This is a genomic window from Aliirhizobium cellulosilyticum (assembly GCF_014198105.1).
GTDB classification, from domain to species: domain Bacteria; phylum Pseudomonadota; class Alphaproteobacteria; order Rhizobiales; family Rhizobiaceae; genus Neorhizobium; species Neorhizobium cellulosilyticum.
In genome coordinates this window covers 1-21,356 of sequence record NZ_JACIGW010000003.1, presented here as the reverse complement: position 1 = coordinate 21,356, position 21,356 = coordinate 1, and the positions used below count along the sequence as shown (strand labels likewise).

Below are 21,356 nucleotides of genomic sequence, written 5' to 3'. Positions count from 1 at the left end.
GCCGGTCAAAGGCGCCGTCGCCAATCAAGGGGGAATGGCCGGCATCCAAGACCGGCCGGACACTGGGGCGAGTTCATGTTGAAACGTAATCGCAATCTCTCGGTCGCCGACGCCATCCGCACATGCCGCTCGGCATTCTGGGGTATTTTCGTCATCAGCGCCGTGCTCAACATCCTGATGCTGACCGGGCCGATCTTCATGCTGCAGGTCTATGACCGGGTGCTTTCAAGCAGCAGCGTGCCGACATTGGTTGTCTTGTCGATGATCACGTTGTCGCTTTATCTCTTCAGCGGCATGCTCGACATTCTGCGATCCAAGGCACTTCTGCGGATCAGCATGCGGGTCTATACACGGCTCTGCAATCCGTCGCTGCGGGCCAATATCCGGCTTCCGGTGCTGCTCGGCTCGAAGGGTTCGGGTGTTCATCCCGGGCGTGATCTCGATACGATCCGCCGGTTTCTCGGCTCGCAAGGCCCGGCCTCAATCTTCGACCTTCCCTTCATGCCGCTCTATTTTGCGCTGGTCTTCATCATGCACAGCGCGCTCGGTTATCTTGCACTTGCCGGCGGCGCGCTGATCTTCGTGCTGGTCATCTGCAACGAGTTCGCCTCGCGCAGCCCGACCAAGGAAGTGGGCATGCGTACCGCCGCGCAATCGAAGATCATGGACAGCGCGAGGCGCAATTCCGAAGTGGTCAACGCGATGGGCATGCTGGGGCGGCTGTCGGACCGGTTTTCGGAAATGGTCGAGCCCTATTATTTCTCGCAGCAGATGGCGACCGACCGCAGCAATTTCTACTCATCGGTCATCAAGCTCCTGCGCATGATCCTGCAATCGGCCATGCTGGCGCTGGGCGCCTATCTGGCGATCAAGCAGGAAATCTCCGGCGGGGTGATGATCGCCTCGTCGATCATCATGGCCCGCGCCATCGCGCCGATCGAACAGGCCGTCGGTCAATGGCCATCCTTCATCGCTTGCCGGCAGGCCGCCGGTCGCCTCAACCAAGTGCTGCTCCAATGCGATGTCGACAAGGGGCTGGAAGGTCTGCCGCTGCCGAGGCAGGAACTGACCGTTCAGGATGCCGCAACGAGTGCGCCGGGAGAACCTCTCGTGCTCCTTCAGGGTGTCGAGTTCTCGCTGCAGGCGGGTGACGGGCTCGGCATCATCGGCGGCTCCGGCTCCGGCAAGACGAGCTTTGCCCGCGCCTTGGTCGGGGTTTGGCCGGTGCTCAAGGGTGCCATCCGCCTCGACGGTTCGACGATCGACCAGTGGAGCGATCAGGATCGCGGCCGCTTCATCGGCTACCTGCCGCAGGATGTCGAGCTGTTCGAGGGAACGGTTGCGGAAAACATCGCCCGCTTCGACAAGGATGCCGATGTCGTGGCAATCGTCGCCGCCGCCAAGATGGCCGGTATCCACAATCTCATCGCCGGTCTGCCCGAGGGTTACAACACGATGATCGGTGAGGGCGGCGCGCGCCTTTCCGCCGGCCAGCGGCAGCGTGTCGGTCTCGCCCGCGCCCTTTTCGGCAACCCGTTCCTCGTCGTTCTGGACGAACCCAATTCCAATCTCGATGTCGAGGGCGAGCAGGCGCTTTCCCGCGCAATGATGGATATTCGCGAACGCGGTGGCATCGTCGTCGTGGTCGCCCATCGGGCAAGCGCACTGGCTGCCGTCAACAAGGTCCTGATCATCCAGAATGGTCAACAGGTGGCTTTCGGCGACAAGGACCAGGTACTCTCCAATGTCTCGATGCTCAGCGGCTCGCAGCAGCCCGGAAAGGTGGTCGCCAATGCGCTATGACACACTCGACAAAACCATCACCAGTGCCATCCGCAAGCAACTGTTCCTGGCAATCGGTGTCGGAGGGCTTTTCCTCGGAGGCGTGTGCACCGCTGCGGCCTATGCCGAAATCAGCGGCGCCGTGATGGCCGCCGGCAAGATCATCGTTCTTGGCCGCGCCAAGCAGGTCGAACATGCCGATGGCGGTATCATCTCGGAAATCGTCGTCAGCGAGGGAGATCGCGTCGAGGCCGGCGCGTTGCTTTTCCGCCTCGATGGGACGACCGCTCGCGCCAATCTCGGCATCATCGAAGGCCAGCTTGCGCAGCTCATGGTGCAGGAAGCGCGTCTTCTTGCAGAACAGGCGGGGCGCACAGGCATTGATCTTCCAGCCGAACTCTCCTTCGTGCCGACCGACCGGCGTACCTTGCTGACCGAGGCGCAGATCATGCTCAAGCTTGCCCGCCAGATGACGAGGAGCAGCCAGAAGGCGCAGCTGGAGAAACAGGTAGGACAATTCGCGGAACAGATCTCGGCGCTTGAGGCGCAGCGCAAAGCGGTGGACGCCAATATGGCGCTGCTCGATGATCAATTGCGTCGCTACGACAGCCTGAATGCTCGCGGCCTGATCACTCAATCGCAGCTGATCGCGATGCAACGCGAGAAGGCTTCACTCACCGGCAGCCAGTCCGCATTGACGGCTGAAATCATCGAGACGCAACAGGCCAAGACCCAGGCGGAACTGAAGCTCATCCAGGTGGACGAAGCTTTCTATGAGAGCGTGCTGACCGAACTCGACCAGAAACGTCCCGAGATCGCCAAGCTGAATGAGGAACGCGTGGCCGCCCTCGACAAGCTGCGCAAACTCGAAATCCGCGCGCCGATTGCCGGATCCCTGCATCAGCTCAATGTCCATACGATCGGCAGCGTTGCTGGTCCGGGCGAGACGCTGGTCAACATCATCCCCGAAGACGACGAACTGATCGTCGAGGCGATGATTTCGCCGGCCGATGTCGATCAGGTTTTCGGCGGTCAGGATGCCCGCGTTCGCCTGAGTGGGCTTAACCAGAGGGTGACGCCGGAGCTCGGCGCGCTGGTTATCGACATCTCGCCGGATCTGACCACCGACGAAAAGACCGGTGCGAGCTATTACCTGACAAGGCTGCGCATCCCCGAAGCCGAGATCGCCAAGGTGGGAGACACGATGCTGAAGCCAGGTATGCCGGCGGAAGTCTTCATGCAGACCGAAAACCGCACGATCCTGTCCTACATGATCAAGCCGCTTTCCGATCAGCTGCGTCACGCAATGCGCGAAAGCTAATCGCGACTGGAACCGTTTCTATCGAGAATGCCTCACGGAGTATTGAGGGAGTAACATGGACAACAGACTTTCGGACGTACACTCAATCGCCGGCGAATTGCTGCGCCGCGGAGACATCGGGCAGGACAATACGGCGCAGGAAAGCTCGCGTATCGTGCGTGTCGAGCGCCATACCGTTGCGCGCAGCCCGGCGGTGATACCCGCAGCCGCACCGCCGGGATTTGATGAGGAAATACGCAAGCTGAGCACCACCATCGAGGCGATACGTCGCTCGGTCGAATTTACCGAAGCGCATGTCGCGCTCGGTGCAGGTCCGGCGAAAGCGTTGGAAGGCGATATCGAACCTGTAGTCTCCGGTCATCGCAACTGGGCCAAGCCGTTTTTGATCACCGGTAATCTGGTCCTTTTGGTAATGCTGCTGGTGGAAATCCATGACAATCGCGTTGGGACTACTGTTTTCTCACTTTACGACGCTTTTGTTGCCATGCTGATTGGCTGAGCTTGCGCTGCGGTTTGGAGGTCTGTGAGTCTGCTATTCCGTGCACGCCGTCGCCCGCCACCGCCATTGCCGTCAAGGCTGCGGACATTGCTTTCTCATAGACTGTATGAAGTTCGAATTGCGCTCGTTCAAAAAATGGTTTTCGGAAGAGCCTGAGCGAAAAACGAGCTGTCGCGATAAACTGAGATAAGCGACGGGATACCCGCCATTAGAAAGCCGCGTATCGGCCGACTGGCTTCATCTGGTACGGAAACAGCAATCACGCGTTCGGCTCCCAGCGTGAGATAGGGATGTTGAGGCATTTCTGGGTTGAGGCGACACATGTCGCGCAGCCGTTATTATGGCCCATGCCTTTCGACATGGGCCATCGCAATGATTAAAGGCGACGCAGGGCCTTGGTCAGGCCATCGACGATTTCCTGGCCGGCCTCATCGGCCGTCAGCTGGCCATAAGCAAACTGCTCGATGACGTCCTTGAACAGTTCCTGCACCGTCGGATGTTCGATCAGCGGCGACATGACCGGGCCAGTCGAAGCTGCAACGATCTTCGCGCCTTCGAGACGTTCCGGTGTCAGCTTGCCTGCGGCTTCAAGCGTCGACTTGGCAATAGCCGAAGCAGGAAGGCCGCGGCTGTCGCCAAGGATCATTATGGCTTCCTTGTCGTTCAGCAGGCAGTTGACCACCTGGGCTGCGGCTTTCGGATCCTTCGAATGCCTGGAGATCGAGAAGACCATTGACGGCTTCTTGTAGACGCCATCCGATTTCGCGCCTGGGATTTGCAGCGGAGCGGCCGGTATCAGCTTTCCGACCGTCAGCGGATCATCGTATTTCGAATAGGTCGAATCCCAGAAATAGGTGCCGCCGATTCTGCCCGTGACCCAGGCCGGATCGTCGAAGATTTCGATATTGCCGACACCGGCCGCATCCTTGGCGGAGCGTACGATACCGTTATCCACCATCCACTGGTAATGCTTGAGCGCACCGGCGATGTCTTCTGCAGTCCAGGCCAGCTCATTGGTGCCGGGCTTGACGAATTCCTGACCGGAGATCTGTGCCGCAAAGGCTTCGACCATCAGCATCAGGATGACGCGGGTGGTATCGAACGGATAGAGGCCCTGCGGGTTCAACTTCTTGGCCGCTGCGGCGAGATCATCCCAGCTTTTCGGCGTCTCAAGGCCGGCCTTCTTGTAGATCTCGTCATTGAAGTAGAAGGTGGCGCCGGTAACGGAAACCGGTACCCCGTTGAGCTTGCCGTTGATCATGGCAGGCGCCAGCTGGCTGTCGTTCCACTGGGTCAGGTCAAGCTCGCCGGCAAACTGCTTGAGATCGGCAAAACCATCGCCGTTCTTGGAGAACTGGAAGAGCCAAGGCCAGTCGACCTGGATGATATCGGCCTCGGTGCTGCCGGCCATCTGCGTAGTCAGCTTTTCGAGATAACCTTCGAAGCCGGCAAACTCGGCCTTGACCTTATGCCCAGTCTTCGTCGAGCAGTATTCCAAAGCCTTCTGCGTGGCGACATGGCGACCATCGCCACCCCACCAGGACATGCGCAAATCCGCCGCCGAAGCGAAGCTTGTGGCAACCACGGACGCTGCCAGTGTAACAGATAGAACCTTCAGTATCGATTTCTTACTCATGATGCGTTTTTCCTCCTGAAACCCTGCATCGGTGACATAGTCGTCGGCTGCGCCCTCAAGCTAAGCTGACGTTCAAACCGCTTGCGCGGTCGAAGATGAAAACCCGTTCCTCTTCCGGGCGAATACGGATGGCGCCGTCAACGACAGCCTTGCGGAAGTTCTCGACAGGCAGAACGATGGTAAAACGCTGACCGCCGATGGTAATGTGCACATCGACTTCATGCCCAAGGAAATCCGCCTTGATGACCTTCGCTATCAAGGCATCCTCACTCGGTTCTGCCAGGCGGAAATGCTGCGGCCGCACGCCGAAGGTTACATCGCCGTCCACACCCGATTGTAGGCGCGCTGCGAGTTCCTTGCCGAACTGGATCGACTGGTCTCCGAAGGTGACGACCGGCCCGCTTTCGCCGCGGCTCAAGCTGGCACTGACAAGGTTCATTTCCGGCATGCCGATGAAACCTGCAACAAACGCATTTGCCGGCCGGGCATAGAGCGTTTCGGGATCATCCACTTGCATGATGTGGCCGTCCTTCATGACGCAGATCCGGTCGCCCATGGTCATGGCCTCGACCTGGTCATGGGTAACGTAGACCACGGTGGACGATTGCCCCTGCTCCTTCAGCCGGCGATGCAGATCGGTGATGCGTACGCGCATGGACGCACGAAGCTTGGCATCAAGGTTGGAAAGCGGTTCGTCGAACAGAAACACTTCCGGCTTCTTGATCAGCGCACGCCCGAGCGCCACGCGCTGGGCCTGCCCGCCGGAGAGCTGCTTGGGCAGGCGGTCTAGCAAGGGCTCGATTTCCAGCACTTCGGCGACTTCAGCAACGCGCCTTGCAATCTCCTCCTTGCTTTCCCCGGCCAGCTTGAGCCCGAAGGAGAGGTTCTTGCGCACCTTCATATGCGGATAGAGCGCGTAGTTCTGGAAGACCATGGCGATGCCACGGTCACCCGGGGGCAGGTTGTTGACGACCTTTTCGCCGATTGTGATGTGGCCGCCGGAAACGGTTTCCAGGCCTGCAATCATACGCAGCGTTGTCGACTTGGCGCAGCCGGAAGGACCGACCAGCACCATGAATTCCCCGTCCTTGACTTCGAGATTGATGCCGTGAAGCGCCTTGATGGTGCCGCTATAGACCTTTTCCAGGTTACGGATAGTCAATTGTGCCATTGGATTAACCCTTTACGCCACCGGCAGAGATGCCTTCGACGAAGTATTTCTGAGACATGAAGAACACCAGCAACGACGGCAGAAGCGCCAGCACTGACATGGCAAGGATGCGGTTCCACTCGAACGATTCAGCAGTATCGATCGACAATTTGAGCGCCAATGAAACAGGAAATTTTTCAACCGAAGAGATGTAGATCAACGGGCCGAGAAAATCGTCCATGGTCCACATGAACTGGAACAGCCCGACCGAGATCATCGCAGGCACCAGCATCGGCACGACCACGTAGATCAGCGCTTGAAAACTGGTGGCGCCATCCACGCGCGCCGCTTCTTCCATGTCACGCGGAATGGAACGCAAGAACTGCAACAGCAGGAAGACGAAGAACGCATCGCCGGCGAAAGCGGACGGCACCCAGAGCGGCAGGTAGCTGTCGAGCCAGCCGAGTTCGTTGAAGAGCATGTATTGCGGGATACGGGTAACAACGTTGGGCAGAAGTAGCGTGCCGATCACGGCGGCAAACAGAATCTTCTTGCCGGGAAAGTCGAAACGGGCAAACCCGTAGGCAACGACCGTGCAGGAAATCACCGTGCAGATCGTTTTCGGCGCGATGATCAGGAACGTGTTCCAGAAGAAGCGACCGAATGTGTAGGGCGTCGACGTCTGCCAGCCTTCGATATAACCGTCCATTACCGGGTTCGCTGGCATGAAGCCGGCGCTGCCAAAAATTTCCTCATTGGTCATGAAGCTTGCGCCGACCAGCCAGATCAATGGATAAAGCATGATGAGGCCGACAACCGTCAGGATGGTATAGCGGATGGTCAGCGTTATCTTTTCGCGGCGCCTCTGCACGGCAAGATACTGTTCGGCCTCTTCGAAGGCCTTGTCGTCGGAGTGAATGATACTGTCACTCATGGTCAGCTCCTCTTGTCGCCGGCGTAATAGACCCAGTATTTCGAAGACCAGAAGGCGATGAGCGTCAGCACCATGATGACTGTGAACAGCACCCAGGCGATGGCGGAGGCATACCCCATGTCGAATTTCTTGAAGGCCATTTCATAGATGTACAGCGGCAGCAGGTAGGTGGATTTCAAGGGGCCGCCGCTGGTGATGACATAAGGTCCGTTGAACTCCTGGAAGGCCTGAACCATCTGCATGATCATGTTGAAGAAAATGACCGGCGTCAGAAGCGGCAGGGTGACGGCGAAGAAGGCCCGCCACGGCTTTGCGCCATCGATGGCCGCCGCCTCGTAAAGCGACTTGTCGATCGATTGCAGCGCCGCCAGGAAGATCACCATGGCCGAACCAAACTGCCACAAGCGCAGGATCGTGATGGTGAACAGCGCCGTACCGGGATTGCCGAACCAGTTGATGGCTTTGAAACCAAGGCCGGTCAAAGCCATGTTGACCATACCGACATCGGCAAACATGTAGCGCCACAAAACCGCGACAGCGATCGAGCCGCCAAGAATGGAGGGCACGTAATAGGCGGTGCGGAAAATACCGATGCCCTTGAGCTTGGAGTTGAGGATACTGGCGATAAAAAGCGCGAAGGCCAGTTTTAGCGGCACGGTTAGCGCCACGAAGAGCATCGTCACGTTGAAGGACCGCGTGAATGTGCGGTCACTGGTCAGAATGTCGATGTAGTTTTGCAGTCCGACAAAATCCATGCCCTGCATCAACCGGTAATCGGTAAACGACAGGTAGAGCGAGCCAAGAAACGGTATGGCCGTGAAAACCAGCAGGCCGATCAGGTACGGCAGGACGTACCAGAAGCCGAGAAGTCGACTATCGCCACTCATGCAGAGAGCCTCCTCAACTTCTCCGGCAGGCGCGCGGCTGTCGCGGCAACCATGGCCCGGAACAGTTTTGCGGCACGGTCCTGACCTAGCGGTGCAACCAGCGGGTCGGAAAGGAACAGGCCTTCGAGAGTTGCGCCGTCACCAGCGAGGACCGCCTGCAATACGGTATTCTGACGCTCCGCATGTGGTTTTACCAAAGCCTCGACGGCTGCTGGCAAACGTCCGGCATGTATCGGGCGCACCCCATGACCGGAAAACAGCACATTGGTCTCGACGACAGTGCCCGGTGCAAAGCCTTGCATCTGACCGATGTTGGGCATGTTGGCGTTGACGACCAGCGTCTCGCCACGGGTCAACGCGCGGATCTGCCCGACAAGGGCCTCTTCCGAGACTGTCCGTAGTGGTGGCACTTCGTTGCCAGTCTCAGCCAGGCGTGCGTCTTCCCGGCGTTTGGCCTGATCGCGGCGGCGCCAATCCACCGGTGTCAGGCCAAAGCCCCATTCGGATGCGCGGTTGAGATACCAGCTTGCGGGCAGGAATTCGGCAAGATGCCTGTCACCCGCCGCAGCCGCGATGCCGAAGCGCGAGGCCAGATCGAACTTGACTCTGTTGATGTCTTCGAAATAGCGCTGGAATTCATCGTTCGGATCCAGGGGCTTGGCGCGCCACCCGTTTTCGCGATTTTCCGCCGCGAAATTCAGATAGTCCGGTAGCCAGTCCCGGCCACCGACGAAGGCGCGGTCGACCCAGGTGAAGTGGTTGATGCCGAGAACATTAACCTGCACATCGCGAAAACCGTAACGGATCGCACCTTCTGCTCGATTGGCGAGCCAGGCGATAATGTGGCGCAGCTTGGTGACTTCGTGGCATTCGCCCCATGCCCTGATATCGGGGAAAGCGGCGTAAAGCGCGCCCGTCAGGACCGACATAGGGTTAGTCAGGTTGCACACATAGGCCTTGGGCGCATATTTTCGGATCGCTTCGGCGATTTCGGCCATGGCGGGGATCGCACGCATGGCGCGCACCAATCCGCCAGGCCCGACGGTATCACCAACCGCCTGAATGATGCCCTCGGCTTCCGGCAGTTCGAGATCCTTTGCCATGTCGTCGAACGACCCCGGCAGGATCGATACGACGACAAAATCGACACCGGTCAAAGCGGACGCGATTGTCTCGCTTGCGGTATAACGAATAGAAAGCCCGTGGGCTTCCGAGAGACGATTGCCGATCGCTGCGTTACGCTGCGCGGCTTCCAGGTTGAGGTCGAACAGACGGATCTCGCCGGCCACTGTACGGTCGTGAACGAGATCGGCCATCAGGACCTGAGCCCAATTCAGTGAGCCGCCGCCGATATAGGCTAACGTGATTTCGGAAACTGATTGCGAATGCATGCTTTCCTCCTCCTAAAAAGGACAGCGTTCATCGGCCCGGCGACAGGCGCCGGGCGTATCACAAGGTCATGAAATGCCCGGAACCCCCGGGTTGGTCGTTAGATATAGGAACGCAAATATTCCGACAGGCATAGGATCGCCATCGCCTGCCCATACGGCATCGCCGTCAGCTTGATCTGGCGGTAGTAATCGAGATCTGATCCCATGGCCGTGCCGAAGGACGTGTTCTGCAATTCACCGGCCGCATCGATATGGCCGATCACACCCTTTACCGCACGTTCCGCCACGGGAAGATATTCCGGACCGAGGTAACGCTTGCGTACGGCCTTCATAAGCCCGTAACCGAAGCCGGCGGCAGCCGAGGATTCCACATAGCTTTGCGGATCGTTGATCAGCGTGTGCCACAGACCGGACGATGATTGATGTTCTGCCAGCGCTTCAGCCTGACGTTTCAGCGTCGAGATCAGGTGACGCCGGAACGCGTCGCCTTCCGGCAGGTCGAGTAGATCGAGAAATTCCGGGATGGCGATGGTGATCCACGAATTGCCGCGTGCCCAGAGCGCTTCGGCAAAATTGTGCTTGTCCTCGAAGGTCCAGCCGTGGAACCACAGGCCGGTCTTGCGGTCGGCCAGATACTGGGTGTGAATGAGAAACTGGTATTTCGCCTCTTCCACATATTCAGGCTTGTCAAGCAGCAGGCCAATCTTGGCTAGCGGCATGACGCTCATCATCAGCGTGTCATCCCACATCTGCTGATGATTGACGTTATTATAAACGATGTGCTGGATGCCGCCTTCGCTCGTGCGCGGCATTTCATGCATCACCCACTCCGCCCAAGTTTCCAGGTAGGGCCTCCAGGCCGGGTTCGGATTGAGTTCATAGAGGCATGCAAGCGTCAGGAACGGGCAGACGGTATTGACGTTCTTCGTCGGGGTGCCTTCGGCCAGACGCGCATCGAACCATGAGGTGATGATATCGAGCGCCTTCTGGTCGCCGGTCTGCTGCCAGTAATTGAACAGACCATAAAGCCCGATACCGTGGGTCCATTCCCAACCGGCCCAGCCCTTTGTGTCGATCACCCGGCCATCTTCAAGACGCAGAAGAAATTCGCCCGTCTTGTCTTCTATGGCGACGAGATTATCCGCGAGTCGCTGGATCAAGCCCACGACTTCCTGTCTCGGCGCCACGAAATTTTTCTGCCGCAGAAGCGCATGCATAGTCAAAGATACTTCCCTCCAGTGCCGCCGGACCTCCGCGCCCGGCCACGAAATCGGAACGCGATTTCATTCTGAAATTGAAGGAAGCATACAAAAAAATGAAATGCAATGGGCGCTCAGGATTTATCGATAGAAACCTCTCAAACCGCAAGAACTAAGGTTTTTAGGGGATTTTTCGTCGGTACGGCAGAGGTTGACAATGCGATGCAATATTTTCAAAATGTAATTCTATTTTTTTGGAGTGATCGATGTCTGACGCCTCGCGCAACAAATCTGACAATGTGGCTGCGGTTTTGAAGGTCTTTTCGGTCCTTGAAACGCTGGCTGAGGAAGGGCGCTCCAGCCTGGGCGATATCGCTCAAAGAGCCATGACCTCCAAGGCCACCACACACCGATTGCTGCAGACAATTGTTGATCTCGGCTATGCCGAACAGGAGGAGGAGACCGAAAAATATCGGCTGACATTGAAATTGTTTGGACTGGGCGCGCGCACACTGCGTGGCCAGACACATCTGCTTCAGGCCGCAGACCGTGCTATGGGCATGCTCTCTCGTGAGACTGGCGAGTCCATAAATCTTGGGGTGATGGACGAGCGAGAACAGCGCGTCGCTTATATCCACAAATACGACAGTGCCTATAGCCTGTCGATGAACTCTCCGCTCGGCAAACGTAATCCGTTGCACAGCACCTCTCTTGGAAAGGCGTTGCTTGCCTATCGCGATGAAACGGAAATCGCCGAGCGTTTGTCTAAGATGACATTCGAGAAACTGGCGCCAAAAACGATTACTGATGTTCAGACACTGCGTGAACAGCTGATCCGTATCCGCGAAGACGGTTATTCGGAGGAACTGGAGGAGAGCGAGGTAGGAGTACGATGCATGGCTGTACCCATTCGCGATCATCTGGGAAAGTCAATCGCAGCAATCAGCATCTCATTTCCGCTATTCCGCTTCGATCCGGCGCGCAAATCCACATATGTTCGGATATTATTGGAGGCCGGACAGATGGCTTCGAAGAGCCTCGGCTTTAGCGGCTGAACGGCTAAGTCACCTTGGGCAAACATCGTCGAATCCACCCACTGGAGAAGCTAATCCAAGTGCATCATGTATGTTTCGCAGGGTAGGGGAGTCGGCCTCCTCCTGCAAATTGGCCATGAACGCTTCGGTCGGCGTCCTGTAGCCTAGGCATTTTCTGCGTTGAGAATGCGTGCCATCTGGTTCAGCATTGCTTGGGACATCTGGCTGAGGTCTGGCGGCAAGAAGCGGCGTATGCGCTCGCTTGTGTTTCTATCGCACCTTTCCGCCATAGCGCGCTTGGATCGTAGAACCGGCTTCGTACGTCGATATCATCTTCCAAAGCCGGCATGCAGCGAACTGCGTGCCGCGATCGAAAATAAAGCTCTCACGTGCAAAGCGCTGTACTGAGGAGACTCGTTGTCATGGAAGGTGTTGCGACGGATCTCGCAAGAGATAGTTCAACGATGACGTCGTTGCCGTAGCGGCATCTCGTTGACCGCGACTTTCTGCTCAAACAAACCAGTGAAGATGATGCCGATCGGTGAGGGTCAGTGGCCGGTACTATCGGGGCATGCGAAAGCATTCAAAGCAAAGCCATTGAAATTGCTGGTATGATGTACTTGGCGACACATTGATGTCGCATAATATGAATTATGGAACTTTATTGGCTTGTTCTCACCGTTCGCATTGCTAGCTTTCGTTCGTGCACTGCAACGTTTAAAACTCAGTGCAGGATCTGGCTGAGGAAGAGTTTTGTGCGCTCGTGCTGCGGATTATCGAAGAACTCGGCCGGCGAATTCTGTTCGACGATCTGGCCCTGGTCCATGAAGATGACGCGGTTTGCGACCTGGCGGGCAAAACCCATCTCATGGGTCACGCACAGCATGGTCATGCCTTCTTCGGCAAGCGAGACCATGGTGTCGAGCACTTCCTTGACCATTTCCGGGTCGAGCGCCGAGGTCGGCTCGTCGAACAGCATGATCTTCGGCTTCATGCAGAGCGAGCGGGCGATCGCCACGCGCTGCTGCTGGCCGCCGGAGAGTTGGCCCGGATATTTGTTCGCCTGTTCCGGGATCTTGACGCGCTTCAGATAGTGCATCGCGATCTCTTCGGCCTCCTTCTTCGGCATCTTGCGGACCCAGATCGGAGCCAGCGTGCAGTTTTCCAGGATGGTCAGGTGCGGGAAGAGGTTGAAGTGCTGGAACACCATGCCGACTTCGCGGCGCACCTCGTCGATCTTTTTCAGATCGTTGGTAAGCTCGATGTTGTCGACGAGGATATTGCCCGACTGATGTTCTTCCAGCCGGTTGATGCAACGGATCATCGTCGACTTGCCGGAGCCCGAAGGCCCGGCAATGACGATGCGCTCGCCCTTCATCACCTTCAGATTGATGTCGCGCAGCACGTGGAAATCACCATACCACTTGTTCATGCCGATGATTTCGACTGCAACCTCGGTCGAGGAAACGGTCAGTTTTTTCAGTGCTGCGCTCATGTCATATCCAAATGGTGTTGTGTCTTGGCTGGAGCTCAGGCTTCGACCACGAGACCCTTCGCCTTCAAGACCGGCTCGAGCTTGCTGACTTCGATCACCGATTTGCCGGCCTTGTAGGCTTCGATGAAACCGGCTTCGGCGTCTTCGCGCTCCTGAGACAGCTTTGCCGCTTCGGCGACTTCGCTACGACGAACGACGACAAGACCATCGGCATCACCGACGATCACGTCACCGGGATTGATGATCTCGCCGCCGACGATGATGCTGTCATTCGTCGTGCCGATCGTTTCCTTGACGGTGCCCTTGATGCAGGTACTGAGCGAGAAGACCGGGAAGCCGAGTTCGCGAAGCTGCAGCGTATCGCGCACGCCGGTATCCGTAACCAGGCCGCCGATGCCCTTGGCAAGGCAAGCATTGGCCAGAACATCGCCGAACGAACCGGCTTCTTCGTATTCACCCGCCGAAACGACGATGATGTCGCCGGGCTTGGCGTAATTGATCGCCAGCTGCAGCATGATGTTGTCGCGCGGCGAGGATTTGACCGTGAAAGCGGGACCGCAGAGTTTCATGCGGTAATCGACCGGCTTCAGCCGCGACGACAAGGCGCCCCGACGGCCCTGTGCTTCGTGAATGGTGGCGGGCGAAAATTTTGCCAGTGCATCAATGTCCGATTTGCTCGGGCGGGCGGGAATATCCTTGATATGGACCATGTTTTGCTCCTGTGATTTCAATGATTTTTACGAACAGCCGAAAGGAAGTTGCGAACATCCTGATGGGCATCGTCCGAAAAGAATTCGGTGGGTTCGGCGTCGAAGGTCAGCGTGCCGTTGCGCAGGAACCAGATGCGATCCGCCACTTCGCGGGCGAAACCCATTTCGTGGGTGACGCACATCATGGTGATGCCATCGGCCGATAGTTCCCTCAGCAATTTCAGCACCTCGCCGACCATTTCCGGATCGAGCGCGCTGGTCGGCTCGTCGAGAACAAGCACTTCCGGCTTCAGGATCAGCGAGCGCGCAATCGCGACACGCTGAGACTGACCACCGGAAATGTCGGCAGGAAGCGAATGGGCCTTGTCGGCGAGCCCTACCCGCTCCAGCATCTGCATTGCCACAGACCGAGCTTGGGCACGCGATTGCTTGCGGATGCGCAACAGCGGCAACATGACGTTTTCCGCGACCGAGAGATGCGGAAAAAGATTGAACTGCTGGAAGACGAAGCCGATGCCGCTGCGCAGCACGTTGACGTCGATATCCTTCGCGTAGATGTCATGCCCGGCCAGCGTGATCTTGCCCTGCTGGATCGGTTCCAGCCGGTTGACGGTGCGGATCAGTGTCGACTTGCCGGAGCCGGAAGGGCCGCAGAGAACGGTCGTGGTTCCCTTGGCTACCGTAGCATTGACATCGCGCAGCACCTGCAAGGCACCGAACCACTTGGAAACGTTTTGGAACTCGATCATGCTACGGCCTCCACAACGACCTGCCCCGTTCTGCGGGACGAAATGCGGCGTTCCAGCCAATTGGTCGCCTGGCTGAGAGCGAAGCAAAGGACGAAATAGACCGCAGCGAGGATGCCGAAGATCTGCAGCGGCTTGGTCACCTCGTTGGAATTGACCTGCAGCATGACATATGAGAGTTCCGAGACAGCGATGATCGAGCCGAGCGAGGATTCCTTGATGATCGTTGTCAGCTGATTGACGATGCCCGGAATGACATTGAAGATCGCCTGCGGCAGGATGATCCTGAACATGGTCGGGATATAGCCGAGGCCGAGCGCTGCGGCTGCTTCCCGCTGCCCCTTCGGCAGCCCCGTGATACCTGCTGCGATGATCTCACCCAGATAGGCCGTCTGATAGATGACGATGGCGACGATTAGCGTGAAGGCAGCATCTATCGGAAAGCCGATGATCATCGGCACGGCGAAATAGGCCCAGAAGATCAGCATCAGCAGCGGAATGGCGCGAACGCTGTGAACGAAACCGTTGGCAATCGACTGGATGATGCCAGGTTTTCCGGTTCTGGCGAGTGCGATGAGAACTGCGCAGGGAAATGTTACGATGAGGCTGACGAAGGAGATGATCAGCGTCATCGCCAGTCCGCCGAGCTTGCCGTGCGGATATTCGCCGATCAGCAGCAGAAGCCAGTATTCCTGAATGATTTCCAGCATTACTTCACCCTCAGCTCATATCGCTTGGAGAGGATCGACGAGAGCCACATGATCGCAAACGAGATGAGCATGTAGATTGCCGTGGCGATGCCGTAGGCCTCGAAGATGCGGAAGGATTGTTCCTCGATATAACGGGCTTGGTAGCTGAGTTCGGCAACACCGATGGCGGCGGCAAGGCTGGTACCCTTGAAGAGAATGAGGGTCTGCCCGAGCAGCGCCGGGAGCGCCAGGCGCCAGGCCTGCGGCAGGATCACCCAGGTCATGGCACCAAGATAGGTCAGTCCGATCGAGCGCGCCGCTTCCATCTGCGCCGGATGGATGGAGCGCAGACCGCTGCGGAAATCCTCGGACATATACGCCGCCTTGTTCAGGGCCAGCGCCACGATGGCATATCCGATCTCCGCTCCGATATCGTTCAGATAATCGTTGACCGCATCCGGCAGGACGACGGCAAAACCGAAATACCAGACGAACAGCTGGATCAGCATCGGCACGTTGCGATGATATTCAACGAAGGCAGCGACCAGAAACTGTGTCGGCTTGAACTCGATCGCTCGAATGACGGTCAATACGACCGCCAGAACCAGACCGATAATCCAGGAGAAAACGAAGACCACCATCGTGGCCTGGAGACCCTCCAGGATGAGTTCGAGATACTCACCCTGCAGGACCTTACCAAAGTCGAATTGGTAACCCATGAAAGTTGACCTGTATGCAGTATGCGGAGGAGATCAGTTCGTGAACCAGGTTTCCTGGGGTTTGCCGAACTCGAACTTGCGCGTGGCCTTCAGGTCAGAATCCTTGCCCAGCCACTTGTCGTAAAGCTTCTGGCCGTCCCCATTGGTCTCCAGTTCGGCGAGGAATGCGTTCGCCTGCTTGACCAGTTCCGGCGATCCCTTCCGGAAGCCGAAACCGGACGGCATGGAGAGAAGCGGTTCGTCAAGGAAGCGCAGCCCCTTGATCTCGGAGCCAGCATTACGTTGCACGGCCTTGCCTTCGGAATAACGATAGACGGTCGCCTTCACCTTGCCCTGCTGCAGGGCGAGGAAGGATGCGGCACTCGTTTCGAACGAGAGGATGCGGGCATCCGGAAGGCGCTTTTCCGTCAGGGGGATCAGGACCGAGCCCTTTACCAGCCCGATGCGCTGGCCGGAAAGGTCGGCAACGGCCTTGATATCAGACTGATCAAGCACGACGAAATTGAAGTCCTCGGCAATATAGGCGCCGCTGAAATCCACCTGCTCGGCGCGTTCCTTGCTGTAGCTCAGAAGCGATGAAAGGATGTCTACGCGTCCCTGGGTCAGTTCGGCCATGCGGGTCTGTGGCGAGACGGCCGTCATCTTGGCGCTGACGCCGAGATATTTGGCGAACATACGGCAAATCTCGATCTCGTAACCGTTAGGCTCACGGGTCTTGGGATCCTGGAAACCAAGCGGCGGCGAGTTCGTCAGAACACCGCAGTTCAGAACTCCAGCCTTCTTAATGTCATCCAGCTGCTCGGCGGCGGCGACATTTGAAAACAACGCAGCGCCGATCGCGGCTAGCGTCATAAGACGAGCAAATTTCATAGTGTCCTCCTTTTAACAGCGCTTCCTCTCGCTGCATGGAAAACCTAGGCCAAGCTCGATATTCGAACAAATATATATTGCAGATACGTACTATATCTTTACGGTATGGAAGGTGGAGGGGATGCATGGTTCTCGATCTTTTAAAGATGCGCTATTTTTCCAAGATTGCGGAAGTGGGGTCATTCACTAGGGCATCACGGGAACTGGGTGTCGCTCAACCGCCGCTGAGCCTGCACATGCGCTCGCTGGAGGACTATCTGGGCGTCCAGCTTCTCAACCGTACATCCCGCGGAGTGATACTTACCGATGCGGGACAGACGCTGCTCTCTCACGCCCAGTCGATCCTGCGCGCGGTCGAGCAGGCTGAGGCGGAAACCAGGCAACAGGATCTGACGCCAAGGGGAGATGTCTCGCTTGGCATGCTGAGCTCGCTCTCCCCGATTCTCTCCGTTCCCGTGTTGGAAATCTGCGAGAAGATGTTTCCGCAGATCCGCCTGACGATCAGCGAGGGCGACAGCCAGACGTTGAGAGCTGCGATCGACGCGCATCTGCATGATCTTGCCATCAATCTCGTTGATGTCGCCAAGGCAAGTTCACTGCCCCTTTTCGACGAGCGGCTTTATGCCGTGGGAAGGATCGGCAGCTTTGACGACATAACCGGGCAGATGTCGGTCGAGGACGCACTTTCTCTGCCGCTGATCATGCCGACCCGCCGTCACGGCATTCGTGTCCTGCTTGAACGGCAAGCTTTGATGCTGGGCCGCGACCTCAACATTGTGCGCGAGATCGAGGGCTTGGCGAGTACCAGGGCTGCCATTCGCGCAGGCCTGGGCTTTGCCATCCTCGGCAGGGGTGCCGTGTATACGGATATGCAGCAGGGAAACCTTGCCGCAATTCCCCTCTCCGCCCCCGTACTCTCGCGCCGCCTCATACTCGACATGCCGGTCAACCACCCCCCGACCCGCGCGATGATCGAGGTGCGGAACATTCTGACATCTGTGATAAAGACGCTGGGCCAAGAAGGGCATTGGACATGCTTGCCTTGACACGCGCCCGAAAGCACCCTTTCAGCTGGATCATCCCGTAACAGGAGAAAAGATGTCGATCGAGCAGGAGCCCCGACCAACCGAAGCCGGTAATGGTCCACCGACAATGGCGGATGTCGGGCGAGTTGCCGGCGTATCCGCGATGACGGTGTCGCGTGCCCTCAAGGGCAATTCCTATATCGCCAGGGGCACGTTCGAGCGCATCATGGCGGCAGTTGACCAGCTTGGTTACGTTCTAGATCAGTCGGCCGGTACCCTGTCTTCACGCCGTAGCGGCTTCATCGCCGCAATCGTCCCCTCGATCGACAATTCGAACTTCGCCGACACCGCACGCGGGATTACCGATGCGCTTGCGCAGACGAGCATGCAGCTGCTCCTCGGCTACACGAATTATTCGGTCGAGCGCGAGGAAGAGCTGATTGAATCCATGCTGCGGCGTCGGCCAGAAGGTATCATCCTGACGGGCGGAGAACATACGTCGCGTGCGCGATCGATGCTTGCAAATGCCGGAATTCCGGTGATCGAGACCTGGGATGTGCCGGAAAACCCAATTAATGCCGTCGTCGGTTTCTCCAACGCCGATGCGATGGAAGCACTTGTCGACACTCTCGTCCCCCAAGGCTATTCGCGTTTCGGCTTCATCATTGGGACCGAAGCTTCCGATGCACGCGGGCGTCAGCGTCATATCGGGTTTGACCGCGCCCTGCTGCGGCATGGCCTGAGCAGCCACAGAGTTGTATCGGTGGAGTCCACGCCAATGCGCATGGCGCATGGAGCAGAAGCTATCCGCCAGTTGCTTCGCAATTTTGCGGACACCGATATTGCTATCTGCGTCGGCGATCTCCCTGCTTTCGGCGCAATGATGGAATGCCGTAGAATGGGGCTTTCTGTGCCGGGAGACATCGCCATCGCCGGCTTTGGTGACTACGAGATCGCTTCGGTGTCTGAACCCGGAATAACCACCGTCAATGTCGACAGCTACGGTATAGGCGCGCAGGCAGCCGGGCAGATGATTGCCATGCTTGAAAAGCGCAGCACCGCCGCGACCATCAAGACGAGCTATCACGTGCTGCTTCGCGGCAGCACGTGATAGGTTTCATTCGGCTCAGAAGCTGAGCTGGACCTTCATCGAACGGCTGCGATCCCCCGCAACCTCGAATGCCTTAACCGCATCAGCGACCGGGTAGATCTCTGACAGGAGTGGTGAGAAATCGACGCGCTTCTGGTTGATGAGATCGACCGCCTGGCCGAATTCCTCGTGGAAGCGGAACGTGCCCTTCACCTCGATTTCCTTGGCGACGATCGTGTTCTGCGGCAGCGAGATATCACCGCCGAGGCCAAGCTGGACGAGAATGCCGCGAGGCTTCAACACCTCCAGGCCCGAGCGGACGGCGCGTTCATTGCCAGAGGCCTCGAAGTGAACGTCGAAATAACCCTTGTTGGCCGTATAGGCGCTGAGGGCATCGGGGTGTGACGCGGTGTTGATGGTACGATCGGCGCCGATTGCTTTCGCCTTTTCCAGCACGGCATCCATGATGTCGGTCGCAACCACTTCGCGTGCACCATGCAGGCGGGCGGCGATGATCGACAGGACGCCGATCGGGCCGCAGCCGGTGACCAGAACCCGCTTGCCCTGAAGCGAACCGGCGCGAGAGACCGCATGCAGCGTCACGGCAAAAGGCTCGGCGAAGGCTGCCTCGTTGATGGAAATGCCTTCGTTCACTTTGTGGCACTGCCAGGCTTCGGCCACCAGACGCTGGCGGAACGCGCCCTGGATATGCGGCATGGGCATGGCGCTGCCGTAAAAGCGCATGTTGAGGCAGTGGTTCTGCTGGCCCTTGAGGCAATAATCGCAGCTATTGCAGGGACGGCTCGGCGAGACGGCGACACGATCGCCAACTGCGAGATGCGAAACGCCGCTTCCGAGCGCAACAACCCGGCCGGCGACTTCATGACCGAGGATCATCGGCTCGCGCACACGCACCGTGCCGAAACCGCCATGGTGGTAATAATGCAGGTCGGAGCCGCAGATACCGCCGGCTTCGATGGCGATATCCACCTGTCCTGCACCAGCAACCTCGACTTCACGACCCTCGACCCGAAGGTCCTTGGCGGAATGGATGACGACAGCTTTCATGACACGACCTCAGATGACCGGAGTGGGAAGGGGCTGGCCGGCAAAATGCGCCGCCAGATTGTCTCGCACGAGCTTGCCCATCGCCTTGCGCGTCTCGATCGTGCCCGACGCATGATGCGGCTGCAACAGAACGTTTTCGAGTTTGAGGAAGCGCGGGTTGAGATTGGGCTCGCCATCGAACACGTCGAGCGCTGCCGAACCGAGCTTGCCATTTTCAAGCGCGTCCAGGAGTGCTGTCTCGTCGATGTTGGAGGCGCGAGAAATGTTGATCAGCATGCCTTCCGGGCCAAGAGCCTCGATCACCGGCTTCGAGACGATATGCCGCGTGGCAGCGGAAGCCGCCAGCGTCACGAACAGGAAATCCGAATGTTCGGCAAGCTTCACCGGATCGGCATTAAAAGTCATGCCCTCGGCATAGGACTTTTCCGACACGTCGCTATAGGCGATATCCATATCGAAACCGCGCAGGCGCTTGGCGACCTCGAAACCGATGCGGCCAAGGCCGAGAACACCGGCCTTGCGGCCCCAGACTTTGCGCTTAAGCGGGTAAAGACCCTTGGCGGCCCAGCTTCCGTCCTTCACCCACTGCTCGGCGCCGATCATGCCGCGCGACTGGCAGAGCATCATAGCGACGCCGAGATCGGCAACATCGTTGGTAAGCACATCGGGCGTGTTGGTGACGCGAATACCGCGTTCGCGGCAGGCGTCCAGATTGACCGCGTCATATCCTACCCCGTAGACCGAAACGATCTTCAGATTTGGCAACCTGCCGATCAGCTCCGCCGAGGCGCCGAGTTCACCGCGCGTAGCAATTGCCGTTACCTGGCTGGCTTCATTGGCGATGAAGGCGTCTCGATCGCTGGCTTCATAGAGCTTCTTCACATCGTAGCTCTTTTCGAGCTCAACCATATCCCACTCCGGATAAGGGCCGATGACGAGGATTTGTGGCTTCATTTCTCACTCCCGCGTTTGGTTTTTGATTGCATATGTTATCGATAACATCTATGTCAACGTCAAAGAAGCTTATGAACCGGGAGGAATTTCTGATGTCATTTCCGCTGTTCGATCTGACGGGTAAAACCGCGCTGATCACCGGCTCCAGCCAGGGCAT

The 21,356-nt window shown here is 57.9% G+C and carries 20 protein-coding genes and 1 pseudogene; 6 read left to right on the top strand and 15 right to left on the bottom strand.

Annotated features, from left to right (window positions below):
• The first annotated feature begins 75 nt into the window (after positions 1 to 75).
• The 3 genes from GGE33_RS14655 to GGE33_RS14645 are packed head-to-tail and all read left to right on the top strand — an operon-like array spanning position 76 to position 3,602.
• On the top strand, positions 76 to 1,803 hold the full coding sequence (locus GGE33_RS14655) for a type I secretion system permease/ATPase (protein ID WP_183824224.1): 1,728 nt from the start codon (positions 76 to 78) through the stop codon (positions 1,801 to 1,803).
• Entirely contained in the window at positions 1,793 to 3,103 is a 1,311-nt protein-coding gene (locus tag GGE33_RS14650) for an HlyD family type I secretion periplasmic adaptor subunit (protein WP_183824221.1), read from the top strand. Before GGE33_RS14655 ends, GGE33_RS14650 begins: the two co-directional genes overlap by 11 nt.
• A gap of 55 nt (positions 3,104 to 3,158) precedes the next feature.
• Positions 3,159 to 3,602 (top strand): hypothetical protein, encoded by a 444-nt coding sequence (locus GGE33_RS14645; RefSeq protein WP_183824218.1) that lies wholly within the window; start codon positions 3,159 to 3,161, stop codon positions 3,600 to 3,602.
• 376 nt (positions 3,603 to 3,978) lie between these two features.
• On the opposite strand, the gene GGE33_RS14640 is transcribed toward GGE33_RS14645, so the two are convergent.
• The 6 genes from GGE33_RS14640 to bglB form a co-directional block, all read right to left on the bottom strand.
• Positions 3,979 to 5,238, bottom strand: coding sequence for an ABC transporter substrate-binding protein (locus GGE33_RS14640; RefSeq protein WP_183685321.1), 1,260 nt, complete (start codon positions 5,236 to 5,238; stop codon positions 3,979 to 3,981).
• A gap of 55 nt (positions 5,239 to 5,293) precedes the next feature.
• Complete coding sequence (locus GGE33_RS14635) at positions 5,294 to 6,409, bottom strand: ABC transporter ATP-binding protein (protein WP_148144737.1); 1,116 nt, start codon at positions 6,407 to 6,409, stop codon at positions 5,294 to 5,296.
• A gap of 4 nt (positions 6,410 to 6,413) precedes the next feature.
• Complete coding sequence (locus GGE33_RS14630; RefSeq protein WP_183824215.1) at positions 6,414 to 7,322, bottom strand: carbohydrate ABC transporter permease; 909 nt, start codon at positions 7,320 to 7,322, stop codon at positions 6,414 to 6,416.
• A gap of 2 nt (positions 7,323 to 7,324) precedes the next feature.
• Positions 7,325 to 8,209, bottom strand: coding sequence for a carbohydrate ABC transporter permease (locus GGE33_RS14625; protein ID WP_148144739.1), 885 nt, complete (start codon positions 8,207 to 8,209; stop codon positions 7,325 to 7,327).
• Positions 8,206 to 9,600 (bottom strand): family 4 glycosyl hydrolase, encoded by a 1,395-nt coding sequence (locus GGE33_RS14620; protein ID WP_183824212.1) that lies wholly within the window; start codon positions 9,598 to 9,600, stop codon positions 8,206 to 8,208. The genes GGE33_RS14625 and GGE33_RS14620 overlap by 4 nt, the downstream gene beginning before the upstream one ends.
• Positions 9,601 to 9,698: 98 nt before the next feature.
• Positions 9,699 to 10,766: a beta-galactosidase BglB gene (gene bglB / locus GGE33_RS14615; RefSeq protein WP_343062495.1), complete on the bottom strand. Its 1,068-nt coding sequence runs from the start codon at positions 10,764 to 10,766 to the stop codon at positions 9,699 to 9,701.
• 299 nt (positions 10,767 to 11,065) lie between these two features.
• Here bglB and kdgR point away from each other — a divergent pair, with 299 nt between their 5' ends.
• Positions 11,066 to 11,854 (top strand): DNA-binding transcriptional regulator KdgR, encoded by a 789-nt coding sequence (kdgR, locus tag GGE33_RS14610; RefSeq protein ID WP_183824209.1) that lies wholly within the window; start codon positions 11,066 to 11,068, stop codon positions 11,852 to 11,854.
• Positions 11,855 to 11,947: 93 nt separating this feature from the next.
• Here kdgR and GGE33_RS27990 read toward each other — a convergent pair.
• From GGE33_RS27990 to GGE33_RS14580, 7 genes and pseudogenes are all read right to left on the bottom strand, one after another.
• Positions 11,948 to 12,244, bottom strand: a pseudogene (locus GGE33_RS27990) (IS30 family transposase); the annotation flags it as partial.
• A gap of 313 nt (positions 12,245 to 12,557) precedes the next feature.
• Positions 12,558 to 13,328: an amino acid ABC transporter ATP-binding protein gene (locus GGE33_RS14605; RefSeq protein WP_183686440.1), complete on the bottom strand. Its 771-nt coding sequence runs from the start codon at positions 13,326 to 13,328 to the stop codon at positions 12,558 to 12,560.
• Positions 13,329 to 13,363: 35 nt separating this feature from the next.
• Entirely contained in the window at positions 13,364 to 14,038 is a 675-nt protein-coding gene (locus GGE33_RS14600; RefSeq protein WP_183824206.1) for a 4-carboxy-4-hydroxy-2-oxoadipate aldolase/oxaloacetate decarboxylase, read from the bottom strand.
• Positions 14,039 to 14,055: 17 nt separating this feature from the next.
• On the bottom strand, positions 14,056 to 14,787 hold the full coding sequence (locus GGE33_RS14595) for an amino acid ABC transporter ATP-binding protein (RefSeq protein WP_183824203.1): 732 nt from the start codon (positions 14,785 to 14,787) through the stop codon (positions 14,056 to 14,058).
• Positions 14,784 to 15,494 carry an amino acid ABC transporter permease gene (locus GGE33_RS14590; protein ID WP_148148849.1) on the bottom strand — a complete coding sequence of 237 codons (711 nt, stop codon included), beginning with the start codon at positions 15,492 to 15,494 and terminating at the stop codon, positions 14,784 to 14,786. Before GGE33_RS14590 ends, GGE33_RS14595 begins: the two co-directional genes overlap by 4 nt.
• Entirely contained in the window at positions 15,494 to 16,192 is a 699-nt protein-coding gene (locus GGE33_RS14585; RefSeq protein ID WP_148148850.1) for an amino acid ABC transporter permease, read from the bottom strand. Before GGE33_RS14585 ends, GGE33_RS14590 begins: the two co-directional genes overlap by 1 nt.
• Before the next feature lie 33 nt (positions 16,193 to 16,225).
• Positions 16,226 to 17,062 (bottom strand): transporter substrate-binding domain-containing protein, encoded by an 837-nt coding sequence (locus tag GGE33_RS14580; RefSeq protein WP_183824200.1) that lies wholly within the window; start codon positions 17,060 to 17,062, stop codon positions 16,226 to 16,228.
• A gap of 125 nt (positions 17,063 to 17,187) precedes the next feature.
• Here GGE33_RS14580 and GGE33_RS14575 point away from each other — a divergent pair, with 125 nt between their 5' ends.
• Entirely contained in the window at positions 17,188 to 18,108 is a 921-nt protein-coding gene (locus GGE33_RS14575; RefSeq protein ID WP_183824197.1) for a LysR family transcriptional regulator, read from the top strand.
• Positions 18,109 to 18,160: 52 nt separating this feature from the next.
• On the top strand, positions 18,161 to 19,198 hold the full coding sequence (locus GGE33_RS14570; protein WP_148148853.1) for a LacI family DNA-binding transcriptional regulator: 1,038 nt from the start codon (positions 18,161 to 18,163) through the stop codon (positions 19,196 to 19,198).
• Between the two features lie 15 nt (positions 19,199 to 19,213).
• Here the strand turns inward: GGE33_RS14570 and GGE33_RS14565 are convergent, their stop codons facing one another.
• Positions 19,214 to 20,245 carry an L-idonate 5-dehydrogenase gene (locus tag GGE33_RS14565; RefSeq protein WP_183824194.1) on the bottom strand — a complete coding sequence of 344 codons (1,032 nt, stop codon included), beginning with the start codon at positions 20,243 to 20,245 and terminating at the stop codon, positions 19,214 to 19,216.
• 9 nt (positions 20,246 to 20,254) lie between these two features.
• Positions 20,255 to 21,199 (bottom strand): 2-hydroxyacid dehydrogenase, encoded by a 945-nt coding sequence (locus GGE33_RS14560; protein ID WP_183824191.1) that lies wholly within the window; start codon positions 21,197 to 21,199, stop codon positions 20,255 to 20,257.
• Positions 21,200 to 21,356: the final 157 nt, after the last annotated feature.